At 47.4% G+C, this 17,341-nt stretch carries 14 protein-coding genes; 9 read left to right on the plus strand and 5 right to left on the minus strand.

What is annotated here, in order from left to right:
• The first annotated feature begins 11 nt into the window (after positions 1-11).
• The 3 genes from H8K52_RS10870 to H8K52_RS10880 all read left to right on the plus strand — a co-directional run bounded on the left by H8K52_RS10870 (position 12) and on the right by H8K52_RS10880 (position 3,702).
• A complete protein-coding gene (locus tag H8K52_RS10870; RefSeq protein ID WP_186922922.1) occupies positions 12-671 on the plus strand; it encodes a response regulator in 660 nt (219 codons plus the stop codon).
• A 49-nt stretch (positions 672-720) separates the two neighbouring features.
• The gene (locus H8K52_RS10875; protein ID WP_246464448.1) at positions 721-2,112 is read left to right on the plus strand and encodes an ATP-binding protein; all 1,392 of its coding nucleotides are present in this window, start codon (positions 721-723) and stop codon (positions 2,110-2,112) included.
• 156 nt (positions 2,113-2,268) lie between these two features.
• Positions 2,269-3,702, plus strand: a complete 1,434-nt coding sequence (locus H8K52_RS10880) for a M20/M25/M40 family metallo-hydrolase (RefSeq protein WP_186922923.1) — start codon at positions 2,269-2,271, stop codon at positions 3,700-3,702.
• A 58-nt stretch (positions 3,703-3,760) separates the two neighbouring features.
• Here H8K52_RS10880 and H8K52_RS10885 read toward each other — a convergent pair whose 3' ends face one another.
• Together H8K52_RS10885 and H8K52_RS10890 are read right to left on the minus strand one after the other, a co-directional pair.
• A complete protein-coding gene (locus tag H8K52_RS10885; RefSeq protein ID WP_186922924.1) occupies positions 3,761-5,176 on the minus strand; it encodes a heavy metal sensor histidine kinase in 1,416 nt (471 codons plus the stop codon).
• Entirely contained in the window at positions 5,176-5,856 is a 681-nt protein-coding gene (locus tag H8K52_RS10890; protein ID WP_186922925.1) for a heavy metal response regulator transcription factor, read from the minus strand. Before H8K52_RS10890 ends, H8K52_RS10885 begins: the two co-directional genes overlap by 1 nt.
• Before the next feature lie 239 nt (positions 5,857-6,095).
• Here H8K52_RS10890 and H8K52_RS10895 point away from each other — a divergent pair, with 239 nt between their 5' ends.
• The 6 genes from H8K52_RS10895 to H8K52_RS10920 all read left to right on the plus strand — a co-directional run bounded on the left by H8K52_RS10895 (position 6,096) and on the right by H8K52_RS10920 (position 14,817).
• Positions 6,096-6,647, plus strand: coding sequence for a hypothetical protein (locus tag H8K52_RS10895; RefSeq protein ID WP_186922926.1), 552 nt, complete (start codon positions 6,096-6,098; stop codon positions 6,645-6,647).
• Between the two features lie 3 nt (positions 6,648-6,650).
• Complete coding sequence (locus H8K52_RS10900; protein WP_186922927.1) at positions 6,651-7,856, plus strand: efflux RND transporter periplasmic adaptor subunit; 1,206 nt, start codon at positions 6,651-6,653, stop codon at positions 7,854-7,856.
• A 12-nt stretch (positions 7,857-7,868) separates the two neighbouring features.
• Positions 7,869-11,000, plus strand: coding sequence for an efflux RND transporter permease subunit (locus H8K52_RS10905; protein WP_186922928.1), 3,132 nt, complete (start codon positions 7,869-7,871; stop codon positions 10,998-11,000).
• A gap of 524 nt (positions 11,001-11,524) precedes the next feature.
• Entirely contained in the window at positions 11,525-12,022 is a 498-nt protein-coding gene (locus H8K52_RS10910) for a hypothetical protein (RefSeq protein WP_186922929.1), read from the plus strand.
• A complete protein-coding gene (locus H8K52_RS10915; RefSeq protein ID WP_186922930.1) occupies positions 12,006-12,437 on the plus strand; it encodes a hypothetical protein in 432 nt (143 codons plus the stop codon). Before H8K52_RS10910 ends, H8K52_RS10915 begins: the two co-directional genes overlap by 17 nt.
• A 178-nt stretch (positions 12,438-12,615) precedes the next feature.
• Positions 12,616-14,817 (plus strand): carbohydrate binding family 9 domain-containing protein, encoded by a 2,202-nt coding sequence (locus tag H8K52_RS10920; protein ID WP_186922931.1) that lies wholly within the window; start codon positions 12,616-12,618, stop codon positions 14,815-14,817.
• Between the two features lie 43 nt (positions 14,818-14,860).
• On the opposite strand, the gene H8K52_RS10925 is transcribed toward H8K52_RS10920, so the two are convergent.
• The 3 genes from H8K52_RS10925 to H8K52_RS10935 are packed head-to-tail and all read right to left on the minus strand — an operon-like array spanning position 14,861 to position 17,298.
• The gene (locus tag H8K52_RS10925; RefSeq protein ID WP_186922932.1) at positions 14,861-15,328 is read right to left on the minus strand and encodes a GNAT family N-acetyltransferase; all 468 of its coding nucleotides are present in this window, start codon (positions 15,326-15,328) and stop codon (positions 14,861-14,863) included.
• A gap of 43 nt (positions 15,329-15,371) precedes the next feature.
• A complete protein-coding gene (locus H8K52_RS10930; RefSeq protein ID WP_186922933.1) occupies positions 15,372-16,175 on the minus strand; it encodes a LytR/AlgR family response regulator transcription factor in 804 nt (267 codons plus the stop codon).
• Between the two features lie 16 nt (positions 16,176-16,191).
• Positions 16,192-17,298 carry a sensor histidine kinase gene (locus H8K52_RS10935; RefSeq protein ID WP_246464450.1) on the minus strand — a complete coding sequence of 369 codons (1,107 nt, stop codon included), beginning with the start codon at positions 17,296-17,298 and terminating at the stop codon, positions 16,192-16,194.
• Between the last annotated feature and the right edge of the window lie 43 nt (positions 17,299-17,341).

The raw sequence follows: 17,341 nt of genomic DNA on the forward strand, positions 1-17,341 counted from the left end.
TAAGGAAGAGCATGCGTATTTTGTTGGTAGAAGATGATCCACAATTAGGACGCGCCACCCAGTTGGGTTTGGATCAATCGGGCTATGCGGTCGATTGGGTGCAATCAGCAGAGGATGCTGAAATCTCGATCAGACTGCATCAGTATCAATGTTTGCTCCTCGATTTGGGATTGCCGCGACAGGACGGCATGTCTTTGCTTAAAAAATTACGTGCATCGGGTTTTGATGAGTCAATTTTGATTTTGACCGCCAGAGATCAAGTGCCTGATCGCATCATGGGTCTAGACAGTGGTGCGGATGATTTCATCGTTAAGCCATACGATTTAGATGAGCTTGCCGCCAGAATCCGCTCAGTCCGGCGTCGTTTGGCTGGCCGTAGCCGTGAAGTATTGAGCCATCGAGGTGTTGAAATTGATACTGCCGCCAGACAAGTCAAATTGCATGGTGAATCGATTAGCTTGACGACGCGCGAGTTCAATATTCTGCAGATTTTGTTTGAACACATCGGACAAATTATTAGCAAAGATCAGCTTGAGCAAGCGCTGTATAGCTGGGGTGATGAAATCGAAAGCAATACCATACAAGTGCATATCCACCATTTGCGTAAGAAGTTGGGCAAAGAGCTGATTCGTACTTCGCATGCTGTTGGTTATGTGATTGATAAAGAATAAATTGCGACAGAGTTGCCTAAGTGACGTTGTCACATTGGGTGAAACAAACATGGATTTAAAAAAGATTGAACTAAAGAATTTGGCGATGAAAGAAGGCCACGGCTGGTCGCTACGTCGCTCGATCTTGGCGATTGTATTGGCGATCACGGTGTCTATCTGGGGCTTTAGTGGCATCGTGGTGTATATCGAAGCTGATCAAGAAAGCCAAGAATTGTTCGATCAATCGTTGGCTGAAACCGCGCATCTGTTATTGACGTTGGCAGATCATGAAGCTGAAGAGAGTTTGGCATCCACTGCGCATACCTTGACTGAGTCGAACGTCGAAAAACACAGTCAGTATTTGCTATTTCAAATTTGGGATACACAAAAACGCCTGCTGTATCGAAATAATGCAGCGCCAGAAACGCCACTCACCACCGATACGACTAGCGGCTTTGGCTGGACGCAATTGAACGGACAACCGTGGCGTACTTACTCGATCTGGAATGCACCGCATCGTTTGCAAATTCAAATTGCCGAGCCGATCAGCCACCGTAAAGATATCAGCGGACGATTCGCTTATAAATTGTTACTCTTTGCTGTCTTGGTGTTGCCGCTGATGGCGGGCGCAATATGGTGGATGATCAATCGCTTGTTCCGCGTTTTACAACATTCTGCAGATCAAGTCAGTCAACGTACACCAAATGATTTAGAAAAAGTCGATCTGGCTGGTGCGCCGGTGGAATTGCATTCATTGCTCACTGCTTTAAATCATTTGTTTGAACGTGTGAGTCATGCGATGGAGCAGGAACAGCGATTTACTGCCAATGCCTCGCATGAATTGCGGACGCCACTGGCTGCGATTAAAGCGAATTTGCAAGTGATCCAACGCGCTCGAAATGATCCGGAACGCGACGAGGCCGCCGCGGGTTTGCTCATTAGTGTTGATAGGGCTACGCGTTTGGTCGGACAGCTCATGACTTTATCAAGACTAGATCCGCAAGATGCGCGTGATCCCGCATTGCAGACTTATGATTTGCAACATTTTTTAGCCAAACAGGTACCTGAATTTGCCCTTCTCGCAGAAAGAAAACAACTAAATTTCACATGCAATTTGCAAGCCGCATCTTGTTTGATGAACCCAGATACGTTGGCCATCATGCTACGCAATTTGCTCGACAATGCCGTGCGTTATACGCCTGTAGGCGGTCAGATCGAACTTGCTTGCGGTAACGTCGATGGGCGTGCTTTCTTGCGTGTAAGTGATAGCGGCCCAGGTATTCCTGAAGAGATGCGAGAGAAAGTGTTTGAGCGCTTCTTCCGTTTGCCTGGTGCCAGTGCTTCTGGGAGTGGCTTAGGATTATCGATCGTGAAAGGTATCGTGCGTAGCCATGATGCGCGATTGGAACTTGGTGAAGCGGCGGGACAAGGCTTGATTGTGACGGTTTGGTTTGCGTCTTAGTGCCCAAAATCGGGATTGGAATCTTCGCTAAAATGCCGGCGTTCGTTGTTAATCTAGGTAATTGCGTCTTTGCATGGAACTATGATGTTACATTCTGAGTCCATCTGCATTCACGACATTTTTGTTCAGTCGCCGTTTATTTTCTAGGAATCTGCTATGCCTCAATCTCGCATCAAAATCACCAGCACACTGGTCGCCATTGCACTTAGTAGCGGCGCAAGCTTTGCCAACGCGCAGAACTTAAATCCCGAACAAAAACAATTGCGCGCGATTTATCAAGAATTGGTCGAAATTAATACCACCAATTCTGTCGGTAGCTGCACAGCGGCATCCAAAGCGATGGCGAAGCATTTGAAAAAGGCTGGCTATAGCGATGCTGAAATGCACATCGTTGTGCCGCCCGATGCGCCCAAAAAAGGGAATCTCATCGCCAGATTGAAAGCAACGTCTAGTGATAAAGCTAATAGTAAAAAACCACTACTGATGTTGGCGCATATTGATGTGGTAGAAGCAAAGCGTGAAGATTGGATACGCGATCCGTTTAAATTGATCGAAGAGGACGGTTTTTTCTACGCACGCGGTGCCTCGGATGACAAAGCGATGGCGGCGATCTTCGTTGCCAATATGATGCGCTATAAGAAGGAAAGGTTGACGACCAACCGCGACCTGATTTTGGCGCTCACCTGCGATGAAGAATTAGTGCCCGCTAAACACAATGGTGTTGAATACTTACTCAAACATCATCGTGATTTGATTGATGCCGAACTGGCCTTGAATGAGGGCGGCAGTGGTAGTTTAGATAAACATGGCAAGCCAGTGCGACATGGCATCCAAGCGGGCGAGAAAATATTCCAAAGCTTTAGTTTGGAAGTGACGAACACCGGTGGACATAGTTCGGTGCCGCGTAAAGACAATGCGATTTATCAACTATCCGATGGTTTGTCGCGTCTGGGCAAGTTTGAGTTTCCGTTCCGCCTGACGCCAACCACGCGAGGTTTTTTTGAAACCATGGCGACTTTGGAAAGTGGTCAGCTCGCAGCGGATATGAAAGCGATCTTGCGCGAACCGGTCGATACCGAAGCCTTAGCTCGTTTAAGTGCGAGCACGCCATTTTATAACGCTAGTCTGCGTACGACTTGTGTCGCCACGATGGTGAATGCTGGACACGCCGCTAACGCTTTGCCACAACGCGCACAAGCGAATGTGAATTGCCGTATCTTGCCGGGTGAAACGGTAGAACAGACCCAAGCAATAATGCAAACGGTATTGGCAGACAGTGCAATTAAGATCACGCCCGTTGGTGTCGCTACTGCCTCACCAGCACAACCCTTACATCCGGAATTGATGAAGGCCGTGACCGATCTCACCAATCAAATGTGGCCGGGTATTCCGGTGGTGCCGACGATGTCACCAGGCGGGACTGATGGCCGGTTTTTGAACAATGCAGGGATTTGGACGTATGGTGTTAGTGGGATGTTTCATTATCCCGAAGGCTCTAACGCGCATGGTTTGAATGAACGCTTGCCAGTGAAATCCTTGTATGAAGGCCAGCAATTTTTATATGCGTTGGCGAAACGCCTAAGTCAGTAAAACTAGCTTGATGCCACGACATGAAGCGCCTTGTGGTTGATACGCAAGACGCTTTTTGTTAATTGGCTTGCGGCAGATGAATCGTAAAACAAGTGAGTTGATTGTAGGAAGATGCTGTGATCTGCCCACGATGCCCATCAATAATCGCTTTGACAATCGCCAAGCCCAAACCTGAACCTTCACCATCGGCATGTTGACGCGCATGATCGGCGCGATAAAAACGTTCAAAGATGCGACTCAGATGATGCGCAGGAATGGTGGTGCCGGGATTGCAGATTTTGATTTCCAAATATGCGGACTGTTGTTGCAGATGTACCCGTATGTTTTTGCCTTCAGGTGTGTAGCGCAAAGCATTCGATAAGATGTTGCTGAGTGCTCGACGTAACATCAAGCGATCACCTTGTATCAATGATCCTGCATCGTTTGATTGATCGACTTGCAGATCAAAATGGATTTTTCTTTCATCCGCGAGTGCCTCATAAAACTCAAATAAATCCTTGAGTTCACGCACCACATCGACTTGTTCAACATTCACTAAGCTTAAGCCATTTTCTGCTTTCGCCAGAAACAACATATCCGCGATCATGCGTGCCAAACGGCTGTATTCTTCCGCGTTCGATTCCAAAATTTCGCGATAACTTTGTGCATCGCGGGCTTGCGATAAGGACACTTGCGTTTGCGTCATTAAGTTGCTGATTGGGGTGCGTAGTTCATGCGCGAGATCAGAAGAAAAATCTGATAAACGTTGAAAGGCTTCTTCCAGTCTTGCTAGCATTTGATTCAAGCTGTGCGCCAAATCCGCCAACTCAGGTGGCACGGCTTCGATCGATAGACGTTGATTCAATTTGCTGGCGGTGACTTTAGCAGCGCGCTCCCGCATGATGCGCAATGGGCGTAAGCCACGACTCGCAGCAAACCAGGCTAATACGCCGGTCAACAAAGCGGCAACAAAGACGAATAGCCATAAAGTCTTGCGAAAACTCGCCATGAATTCTTGATGATGCGCGATATCCGTTGCGATGGCCACAGTGATGGGCGCATATCGCTTATCTTTGGTATTGAATACACTCACCAGACCACGGTAATGATCACCTTTCGCTTCCCAAGAAAACAGGGTAGAGCGACTTTGCGTTTTTGCCTGTTGCAAGTATTGCGCTGGAAATTCCACCATCTCAGAAGCCAAAATCACCTTGTTTTGATTATCTAAGATCGTGATTACCAAGTCATGATGACCAACTAAGGCATCACCGAGCTGATCCGCCAAATTGCGCACATCTTGTTCGCTATTTACGCGCTCAATAATGTGCTGCGCAAGTTCTAATTTACCGCTTAATGCATGATGATCTTGTTCTTTAAAATGCTCGTCAATCGACGCGCCAATCAGCCAGCCCAAGCTAAGCAAGACCACACAAGACAAGCTGGTGAAGAAGAGTGTTAAACGTGCGGTGAGCGAGAGTTGCGAGAGGCTAGGCATCAGACTTCTTTCACTTCAAGCACATAACCCATGCCGCGTAGTGTATGAATTAACTTGGGTTCAAAGTGGTCATCGATTTTGCTACGCAGGCGACGCATGGCGACCTCAATCACGTTGGTGTCGCTATCGAAATTCATGTCCCATACTTGCGAGGCGATCAGTGAGCGCGTTAAGACTTCACCTTGGCGGCGCATAAAAAGTTCGAGTAAAGAAAACTCTTTCGCAGTGAGTTCTATGCGTTGTCCATTGCGTGTAACGCGATGTTTGAGTAGATCTAATTCAAGATCAGCAACCCGCAGGTTAGTTGACTCAATTTGATTTTTACCACGACGCAGTAAAGTTCTGACGCGCGCGACTAATTCAGAAAAGGCAAATGGTTTGACCAAATAGTCGTCGGCACCGAGTTCTAAACCTTTGACTCGGTCTTCGACTTGATCTTTTGCAGTTAAAAATAAGACGGGTGTTTGTAAGCCTTGACGACGTAGTGCTTCTAAAACCTGCCAACCATTGAGTTCGGGTAGCATCACATCCAAAATCAGCAAATCGTATTCTCCTGATTTTGCTAAATGCAATCCATCTAAACCATTGCGCGCGAGATCAACGCTAAAGCCGAATTCGGTCAAACCTTGTTTCAGGTAATCGCCAGTTTTTTGTTCGTCTTCAACGATTAGGATTTTCATGTCGGGCTTAGTTTTTTGAGTGCATTGTTATGGGAGCCAAGGGTGCCATTTGCTGGCGGTTCCGATTTTTGCCAATTTTACCTGCGAAATTCCACTAAATCCCAATAAACACCAGCTCTCTCCACGTAGATTACAGATTTGTAATCTGGCGGTCAGCTAACTGTAGTGATGCGAAAGCGATAATGGCGGCTATTTTTAGCATGGCACTAGCCTCATTCGACACCAGCAAGGAGTGTGTTTTGAAGTCTCTTTTTACCCTGATTGTATTGTTGCTTAGTTTGCATACTGCCGGAACGGCAAGCGCACATGGCAATGACGACCATGAACATGCAGCGCCTGCTGCACCAACCACGCAAGTGGCGCCGCGTGCCAGTGCGCAAACTGAAGACTTTGAACTGGTCGCCGTCTTGCAAGGCCGCTCGCTGATCATTTATCTTGATCGTTTTACCGACAATAGTCAGGTAGCGGATGCGCAGATTGAAGTTGAGGGCGGTGGCGGCTTGAAAGCAATCGCGAAGCAAACTGCACCGGGTGTGTATGTGATTGAACTGGCGAAAGGGGTGATGGAAAAAGTCGGCAAATATCCTTTATCGATTTCGGTACAAGCAGGCGAAATCGGTGACGTCATGACCGCTAGTCTAGAAATTCCCGATCTCAGCGAGGAAGCGCACGATCATCCAGAAGAGCACATGCCGTGGTGGTGGATTGCTTTAGGTTTGTTATTGATCGTCATGATTTCTGCGACTGTTATGTTCAAACGCCGTCAAAGCCGTTCAGGCTGGGGAGCATAAGTCATGAAAAATCTATCTCTATTGAAACCGACAATGAAGTTTTCTACTGTTTTTCTCCCAGTCTTATTCCTTGTGCAATTCAATCTGGCACAAGCGCATGGCGATGAAGATCATAGTAAAAAACCAGCCAAACCGGCGACCAAATCTAGCGCAGTCGCAAGCGTCAAGCCAAGCATCTTAGATGCGACTTCCGCTCAGCGTTTATCCGACGGTAGTTTGTTCGTTCCAAAGATCGTGCAAAGACAATTGGCTTTGCGCACGCTTCTCACTGAGCAAGCCGAATTACCCAATACCATAGAACTCAATGGCAAAGTGTTGGCTGATCCGAACGCGGGCGGTCGGGTGCAGGCGAGTCAGCCAGGGCGTCTTGAGACGGGGCCATCGGGTTTGCCTAGTTTGGGGCAGCGCGTGACGAAAGGCCAAGTGTTGGCGTATTTGCGTCCGGTGATGAGCAGCTTGGATCGTGGTAACAGTCAATCAATTCTGGCGGATATCGATTCGCAATTATCGATTGCAGAGCGTAAGGTTCAACGCTATGAGCAACTAGCAGAAGCCTTGCCGAAAGCCACAGTTGAAGCGGCGCGTTTTGATTATGAAGCGCTGAAAAAACGTAAAGCTGCAGTCGAATCTAGTCTGTCAAAAAGTGAAGCTCTCATTGCGCCTGTGTCAGGCATTATCAGTGTAGCCAATGCGGTCACAGGGCAGGTATTTGATGCGAAAGAAACGCTGTTCGAAATCATCGATCCGAATCGCTTGATGGTGGAAGCCTTGGCCTACGATCCCATTTTGACCTCAGACATTGCGAATGCGACTGCGACATGGAATCAACAGCGGACATCGGCTGCAGCGAATACGCCTGTCAGCTTAGCACTCAACTTTGTCGGTGGTGGTCAGCAAATGCGTGAGCAGGCGATTCCTCTATTGTTTCGCGTGTCGGGTAAATCGACTGCGGTAGCGGTCGGACAGACGATCAAAGTCATTATTCAAACCAAACGCTTGACGACGGGATTTGCCGTGCCGAATTCTTCGGTGATTAAACTGACTGGTGGTGAATCGGTCGTCTGGGTACATACCGAAGCAGAGCGTTTTGTACAGCGTAAAGTGGTGGCGCATAGTCTGGATGGCGAACGTGTTTCTATCATCTCGGGGTTAAAAGATGACGAACGCGTGGTGACTACTGGTGCGAGTTTGTTAGCGCAAGTGAAGTAAAGAAGGCAGCCCATGTTCCAATTCATTATTAACACCAGCTTGCGCCAAAGGCTGATCGTTCTCGCTGCTTCTCTTCTGTTGATCGTGTACGGTTTGATCAGTATGCGGCAGATGCCCGTCGACGTCTTTCCCGATTTGAATAAACCAACGGTGACCTTGATGACCGAAGCCGGCGGCATGGCACCGGAAGAAGTCGAGCAGTTGGTCAGCTTTCCTCTAGAGTCAACCATGAACGGGATGCCCGGCGTGACGCGCGTACGCTCGGTATCAGGTGTGGGTCTATCGATTATCTACGTTGAGTTCGATTGGGGTACGGATATCTACCGCAATCGTCAGCAGATTGCAGAACGTCTAAGCCTAGTGCGTGAACAGTTACCTGCTGGAGTCACGCCGCAGATGGGACCGATTTCCTCCATTATGGGCGAGATCTTATTGATCGCATTACCAATTAGTGTCGATGCCAACACGGCAGCTAGCACCTCGGCAATGCAAGTGCGTGAGTACGCGGATTGGGTGATGCGTCCACGCTTGCTGAATATTCCCGGCGTGGCGCAAGTGACGCCGATTGGCGGCGAAGTGCGCCAGTATCGGGTTGAAATTAAGCCTGCGCAGTTACAGTCATTGGGCATAGAACTCGACAAGGTGGAAGCCGCACTAAAAGATTTTGGCGCAAATACGAGCGGTGGTTTCGCCGAAGCCAATGGGCGTGAATATCTGATCCGTCAAATTGGTCGCACCAGTCGCATCGAAGACTTGCAAAATGTCGTCGTAGCGATGAAACAAGGGCAGGCGATTTTATTGAAGCAAGTCGCGGATGTCGCGATTGCCCCTGCATTTAAGCGTGGCGATGGCGGTTACAAAGGCAAGCCAGCCGTGATTCTGTCAGTGCAAAAACAACCGACAGCCGATAGCGTCAAACTCACACGCGAAGTTGAACGTGCGATTGCGGAATTGGGTAAGAATTTGCCGCAAGGCGTAGAGCAGCCGCAATTTTTGTTCCGCCAAGCTGACTTTATTAAGAATTCTTTGGATAACGTCAACGACGCCTTACGTGATGGCGCCATCATGGTGGCGATCTTATTGTTCTTATTCTTACTGAATATTCGCACCACGATTATTTCTTTGGTGGCGATTCCTTTGTCTTTGTTGGCGACGATTTTGGTCTTCCGTTATCTGGACTTATCGATTAACACCATGACGCTCGGTGGCTTGGCGATTGCGATTGGTGAGTTAGTCGATGATGCGGTTGTGGACGTAGAAAACGTTCTGCGTCGCCTCAAAGAAAATAGTTTGTTAGTGCAGCCGATACCAGTTTTGCAGGTGATCTCGCGTGCTTCTGGTGAAGTGCGCAGCGGCATTGTGTATGCAACCGTGATTGTCGTATTGGTGTTCGTTCCCTTATTCGCTTTGCCTGGTATTGAAGGCAGTTTGTTTACGCCGCTTGGGATTGCGTACGTGGTCTCGATTCTCGCGAGTATGGCAGTAGCGATGACGGTCACACCCGTCCTTTGTTATTTCTTATTGCCAAAGATGAAGCAACTTGGACATGGTGATAGCGCGCTGGTGGTTTGGTTGAAGAAGTGGGATACACGACTGTTGAATTGGTCCTTTCAGCATGTGCGTAGCTTATTTGCCGTTGCTGTTGCCGCCGTGATTTTGGCTGCGGTCGCTGTACCATTTTTCCCACGCGCTTTTCTTCCAGCGTTTAACGAAGGCACACTGACGGTCAATTTGGTACTCAATCCCGGCACGTCCTTGGAAGAATCGAATCGGCTAGGCAGCTTGGCAGAGCTATTGATGTTGGCGGTGCCAGAAGTCACACAAGTTGGTCGTCGTACAGGTCGTGCGGAGTTGGATGAGCATGCCGAAGGTGTACATTACAGCGAGATGGATGTGGATTTGAAAAAGTCTAAGCGTAGTCGTGAAGAGATTATTCACGATATCCGCGAACGTCTGAAAGTCTTGCCAGCGAATAGCAATGTTGGACAACCGATTTCTCATCGCCTTGATCACTTACTGTCTGGTGTACGTGCGCAAATCGCCTTGAAAGTCGTCGGTGATGATCTCGATACTTTGCGCAATATCGCCAATGATTTGCGTGAGCGTCTCGGTCGTGTGCCTGGCATCACTGATTTACAAATCGAAAAGCAAGTTTTGATTCCGCAGATCAAAATTCATGTGGATTACGAACAAGCTGCGCGTTACGGTATTGCGCCAGGCGTCTTATTGCGCAGCTTGCAGCAGCAAATTGAAGGCGAAAAAATTACGCAGATTATCGAAGGAAATCGCCGCTTTGATATGTTGTTGCGCTTGCCTGAAAATGGCCGCGATCTGCAAGCCTTGCAACAATTGCTGATAGAAACGCCACGCGGTCACATACCTTTATCGCAATTGGCAAAGGTCGAAGAAAGTGATGGTCCGAATCAAATCAATCGCGAGAATTCACGCCGTCGCATCGTACTGTCTGCCAACACGGATGGCCGTGATATGACCCAAGTGATCCAAGATATACGCGAAGAGTTGGCGGCGAAAGCTTTACCGGTTGGTTATTCGACGTCATTGGAAGGACAATTTCAGGCGCAAGAAAAAGCGTCAAATCTGATCGCCTTGTTGTCTTTGGTGTCTTTGTCTTTGATGTTCTTGGTGCTTTATAGTCGGTATCGCTCGATTGCTTTGACCATGATTATTATGGGGAATATTCCATTGGCCTTAGTCGGAGCGGTGATTGCCTTGTGGTTGGCGGGGCAAACTTTGTCGGTCGCAGCTTTGGTCGGTTTCATCACTTTGGCAGGTATTTCAACGCGTAATGGTATTTTGAAAATTAGCCATTACATTAATTTGTGTGCGTTTGAAGGTGAAAAATTTGGCAAAGAGATGATTATTCGTGGTTCACTAGAGCGTCTGACGCCTGTCTTGATGACCGCCTTAGTTGCTGCGTTTGCGTTGATGCCATTACTCGTTTCAGCGGATGCGCCAGGTAAAGAAATTTTGCATCCGGTCGCGGTAGTGATTTTTGGTGGACTGATTAGCTCTACCTTGCTCGATACCATCTTAACGCCATTGATGTTCTGGCGTTGGGGTGAACAGCCTTTGTTGAATTTGCTGGCAGCTAAGCAAAATGATGATCAGCAAGAAGTATTTTAGTTTTGAAGAAAGCTGTCAATTTGTAGGATGACGATCTGTCAGCCTAGAACGTATTAGCGTCATCCCTGCGTAGGCACACTGCTGTCCGGAATAATATTTGGGATATTAGGGAAATGCTGATGATGCTTGAGTTGCACGATGACGTTGTTTGAATGGACTTGAAAAAGAACGATAAGTGGTGGCTGTCAAGTTTCCCTCTCCCGCGAGCGGGAGAGGGCTAGGGTGAGGGTGGTTCAGAAGTTGTATCGTAATTTTTAAGGCGAGGTGGTGAAGAAATCGCTTTTTAAATTCTTAAATATCGTTAATCGAACCTGAAACTCCCTCATCCCCGCCCCTTCTCCCGCTTGCGGGAGAAGGGAGTATCAAAATAGAACTGTCAATAAAATTATTCCGGACAGCAGTGTGCGTAGGCAGGGATCCAGTGACTTTAATCTTTTTCGCTGATAAATTCATGTCATCGCGGGAAAGATTAAACTAAACGAGATGAAATTAGCATCACCATATTTTTTAGAAAAGGAAACATTATGAAACTCTCCAAATTCGTTTTTGCAGCATTAACGGGTATCGCAATCAGCGCGGCCAGCGTCAGCAGTGTGTACGCCCATGACGATAAATATTTCGATTCGATCAAATCACCAAACGGTGGCCAAACTCGTATGGCTGGGGTATATCATTTCGAATTGGTGTTGGCACAAGACAGTAAGACAGCCAAAGAAAATCCAGTGACTGTGTATGTGACTGATCACGGGAATAAAGGGATTGCTACTAAGGGTGCAACTGCGACGTTGACACTGGTACAGGGCGCGAAAAAAACGACTGTGGAATTAGTACCAGAAGGTGAGAATCGTTTAGTCGGTAAAGCAACGTATGCGTCGACCGCTAATTTGAAAGGTGCTTTGACCGTGACGATGGCAGGAAAACCGGCGGAACAAGCACGCTTTACCCCATTTGCTATCGTCAAGAAGTCGAGCGCGAAACCAGCCAATAAAGAAGCGGAGCATGCGCATGAGCACAAGCACTAAATTCTCAACTAGCTTACTGTCGACCGTCTTGTTGTTTACTTGTATCGCGGTCAGCAATCAAGCTGCTGCCAGTTTGGTCGAGTTAAAGTGGGACGAGAAAGGTCGTTTTCAACATAAGACAGAGATCAAAGCTGGCGGTATGCTAGAAGTGTGCGGAAAATTAGCAGCCGGTTTGAAAATTGATTGGCAATACAAAAGCCCGCTGGCCTTGGATTTTAATATTCATTATCATGAAGGTAAAAAAGTGACTTTGCCTGTGAAACACCAGGCGCGTAAAGAAGTCGCGGAACAATTCGAGACCAAGATCGCGCAGGATTATTGTTGGATGTGGTCTAACAAAAGCAAACAGTCGGCAAGCATTGAGCTGAGCTTGGTACAAGCAGCGTATAAGTTGTTACCGACTCCGGTGAATTGACATAGTCTTGCGGATGTACGATTTGCGGACAATGCACAATCTGAGCGCTAGATTTGCTATTTTTGATGTCACTCATTTTTCATTTCTGGTACCATGCGGCAGTTTTTACTAAGACGATGCCGAAGCCGTAATGCGCAGTCTTTTCTTGTCGGCTTTATTATTGTATCTGTGAGAAAGTATGTTGAAAAAACTAGTGATAGCACTGGGTTTGTCGTTCTTGATGTCGACAGCGATTGCACAAAGTAATTTGCAAATCCCTCGTGCCCAATCAGCTCCGCAGTTAAGCGATTTTGTCAGTGGTGTGCCAGCGAATGCTGGGTTAAAAATTCAAGATTTTAAGCAACGCTCGCCTGGTGATGGCACACCTGCTTCGCAAGAGACTAGCGCTTATTTGTCGTATGACGACACGCATTTCTATGCAGTATTTGTGGCGAAAGACGATCCTGCCTTGATCCGTGCGCGCATCGCGAAACGAGAAGATTTTGTTGGCGACGATTTTGTTATTTTGGAGCTAGATACCTTTCATGATAAACGTAGGTCGTTCACATTTTTTGTGAATCCCCATGGCGTTCAATTAGATTCTAAGCGCACGGAAGGATTTGATCCTGATGATAATTTTGATACACAATGGGAGTCCGAAGGGCAGTTAACGGCAGATGGTTATGTGACGCGTTTAGCCATCCCTTTAAAAAGTCTGCGCTTTAAAAATGCTGATGTACAAACTTGGGGCGTGGCGGTTGGACGTGTGATTGCGCGTTTGAATGAAGAGTCTTTTTGGCCGCATATTACCAAGCAAATGGCTGGCATTGTGCCGCAATTTGCCACGATGACGATCCCTGAAAAACTCAGTGCTGGACGTAACGCCCAATTGAATCCATTCGTGTATATCGGCAATTCACGAGCACTCAATACGGACGACGCTGGCAAACCCTTGTGGCAGCAGGACAGTAAAGTGCAATTCGGTCTCGATGCAAAATGGGTGCTTGGTGATGCAAGTGCAATCGACTTGACGATTAAACCTGACTTTAGCGAAGTGGAGTCAGATGAGCCGCAGATTGTGATTGATAAGCGGTACGAGGTTTTGTTTCCAGAGAAACGACCATTTTTCTTAGAAAATGCGAGTTTTTTTCAGACGCCAAATTCTTTGTTTTTTTCTCGACGTATCAGCCAACCACAAGCAGGTATGCGACTGACGGGGCGCAGTGGTTCTTGGGCGTATGGTGGTCTACTGATTGATGATCAGGCGGCAAGCGAAGACATTGATGCAACAGCGCATATTGCGATGGCAAGAGTGCAAAATGATGTGAATCATGATGTCAGTCTCGGTGGCTTAGTGACTGACCGCCGCTTGGCAGACACACGTGATAGTGTTGCCGGTATAGATGGACGCTATCAGCTGGATGAAAACTGGATTTTTCAAATGCAGCTCGCTCGTAGTCAAACTCAGCGTGGTGAGATATCAGAACGCGGCCATTTGAATTTTCTTGAAGCGAAACATCATGGCAAACATCTGGAATTATTGCTCAAGTATCTGGATATCTCTCAACACTTTGCAGATAGTCTGGCGTTCTTGCCGCGTACTGACGTTAAACAATTGAAGCAGGAAGCGAAATACCTGTGGCATGTGGAAGACCATGATCACTTGCAAAAATTAGGTGCGGTCCTCAATACCGACGTGGCGCGTAATCAACAGAATCAATTGCAAGACTGGACGATCAACTTGGGTATGCTGGCGGAGGCGAGTCGGGATTCGTGGTTGGAAGTGTTCACCCGACAGGCTTTTGAAAAATATGAAAGGCGTGAATATCGTAAGCAAGGTTGGCTAGTCAATGCAGGCAGTAGTTGGTTTGACTGGCTCAGTGCGATGACTGAGTTTGGCATCATGGATAGTATTAACTATACGCCCGCCCAAGGTCTGCCTTCCTTTATGGGGCGCGGTCGCAGTGTGGATCTGACGCTCACTTTCAAACCTCATCCGCGGTGGCGACTGGAAGAGAAATTACTTTGGAATGATTTACAGACGACTCACCAGACTTCTGGTGTGCCGACGGACAGCCGCAGCGTGTATCGTAATGTGATGTGGCGTACGAAGCTCAGTTATCAACACAATCGATTTTTGGGTGTCCGGGTGATTGCTGATTATCACCAGCTCGCCAGTAACCCACGCTTGAGTGCTTTGCCCTCAGGCAAGCAGTTGAACACCGATCTGCAAATCAGCTATATGTTATCTCCTGGAACCAGTGTGATTGCGGGTTACGGTAATCGTCAAGAAAATTTGGCTTTGATTGGCAATCCCCAGCATTTGCAGAGAACTGAGGATTTGTCTCTGCGAACCGGGCGTCGTGCTTTCGTTAAACTAAATTATTTGTACCAGCTCTAGTGTGACATGCAGCATGCCGCCAAAACTAGGTATGCTGCATCGTTTAAGTATTTGCTTGTACTGCTAATAGCATATCGATGTGCGGGATATCATCTTCCAGATATTCATCGGATACCGTGACAAAGCCGAACGATTGGTAAAACTTCTCCAAATACGCTTGTGCCGCGATTCGAATCGCTGACTCTGGATAAGCGTTTTGGCAGGCTGCAATACCATGTTGTAGCAATTGTTTGCCTAAACCAGCACCACGGCCTATTTGTGTGGTGATGACACGGCCTAGAGACGCTTCGTTAAATTTCAGACCAGGTGGAACGATGCGTAAATACGCGGCGACTTCTTGCTGCTCGGTCCAGGCGATGAGATGTAAGCAGCTTTGATCTACATTATCCATATCCAGATAGGGGCAGTTTTGCTCCACCACAAAGACCGCGGAGCGTGCTTGCAAGATGGCATAAAGCTGAATCGCGTTCAGCTTGGAAAATTGGCAGCATTGCCAGTGAATTGTTTGCATGATTTACTCGTTGAATGTTGTTCGCTCAATGTCAGCCCGCATTTTACATTTGCTTGAATAAATGGGCGTAGACCCGGCTTACTTGCAATTTTTGTTGACTACCTTTGACATGTGCCGTCAATTTACCCATTTCATCTCGGGTAGCGTGTTGCAGATAGCGGCTGTTGATGATATAGCTACGATGAATTTGCCAAAAAATCTGGGGATCAAGTTGCGGCATTAATTCACGTAAGCTCATGCGGATCAGACATGCTTGATCGGCAGTCACCACATTAATGTATTTGTCAGTGGCTTCGAAGAACAAGACCTCGTCAACGGGGATCATCCGAATTTGATTGCCGACTGCCGCCCGTATCATGCTGAGACGCTCTGTACCAGTTTGCGTGTTACCCATCAAGGCAGGTGCTAGCTTGCCGATTTGCGCGAGCATACGCTCTAATTCACTAGGAACTTGGGCTTGATCGCTCAGTTTGCTTTGTAGTCTTTGTACGGTTTTCGCGATGCGGACATCACTGATGGGTTTGAGTACATAGTCACAGGCTTCGTGCTCAAATGCTTGGATCGCAAATTCGTCATAGGCAGTGACAAAGACGATCAGAGGAAAAGCCTTATCGCCAGGCCATTCTTCGGCTAATTCTTCGGCCACTTCTAGTCCCGTTTTACCCGGCATTTTGATATCGAGAAAAATCACTTCTGGGAATAATTTTAGCGCTTGATTGACTGCCTCGACACCGTTCTCGGCAATGCCACAAAGTTCTAATTCCGGCCACAGGCGTTCTAATGTTTTTTGCAAAGTGAGGGCGAGAATGTGTTCATCTTCAGCGATGAGTGCGCGTACAGTTTTCATGGTTGCTCTAATCAATTTATTCGGTAGATAAGGGAATGCAAAGATGGGCGATTACACCATTTGGTAAATTATCCTTTAATGTCAGGCTGGCTTGTGCGCCATACAGCGCTAGTAAGCGTTCGCGCACATTCGCGTTGCCCACATGACTATGATGGTGTTCCGGCTGGTGATGTTCGTCATAGTCTGCAGGTAGACCCATGCCGGTATCGATGATTTTTAAGTGTAAAAATTGGCCCTCACGTTGTGCACTGACATGCACACTGCCACCTGACATACTTGGTTCTATGCCATGTTTAATCGCATTTTCTACTAGCGGTTGTAGCAGCATAGGTGCGATGCCTTGTGATTCTAATTCTGCAGGTAAATCAGTCTGATAAGTGAGGCGTTTACCCATGCGAATGGCTAGTAATTCCAAGTAAGAGGTAAGCAGATTGAACTCATGTTTTAAAGTCGTTTGTTCGGTTCTTGAAGACAGTAAGCTCGCACGTAAATAATGGATTAGTTGCTCCAACATATGCTGTGCTCGAGCCGGATCCAAGGCGATTAAGCCCTGCAAATTTGCTAGGGTATTGAACAGCATGTGTGGCTCGATTTGCGCCTGCAGTAGTTGTAATTGCGCTTGCATCGCTTGTTTTTCGATGGCGGCCGTACGTGCTTTTTCTTTTTCTTGTTCGGCTTCGAGTTCTGCGAGTTTGGATTGATTCCAAAAAAATATGCCAGCAAACAGACTGATGAAGATACTCATGAGAACCATGATGCCTTCGCCGCTCTTGATCACCGATAGAAATCCGGGTGTCTTGAGGCCATAGATGGTCATACCAATGGTGCCACCGATGAAGTAACCAATCGGTGCGGCGACCATACACATCAACAGAAAAAGAAATCGCGGTGGCTTTTGGTCACGCCAAATCAACCAACGCAAAGTGACGATGACCACATTAATGCTGTAGCCGATCAACATCGAGAAGACAAGATTGACAAAGAAAGATTGGCCAGTTCGCAGGATTAAGGTAATAAATAGTGCAACCCCAATATTAAAGCCTGTCAGCCAAAGTAAAGACTTCAGAAGACGCAGGCGGAATTCAGGCGAGCTGAGTTGACGTAGCATGGGAGAGTAATTCATATGGAAATTCAATTATCATTCATAGCGTAGTGACTGCATTGCA

This window comes from Affinundibacterium seohonense, from assembly GCF_014284305.1.
GTDB classification, from domain to species: domain Bacteria; phylum Pseudomonadota; class Gammaproteobacteria; order Burkholderiales; family Burkholderiaceae_D; genus Undibacterium; species Undibacterium seohonense.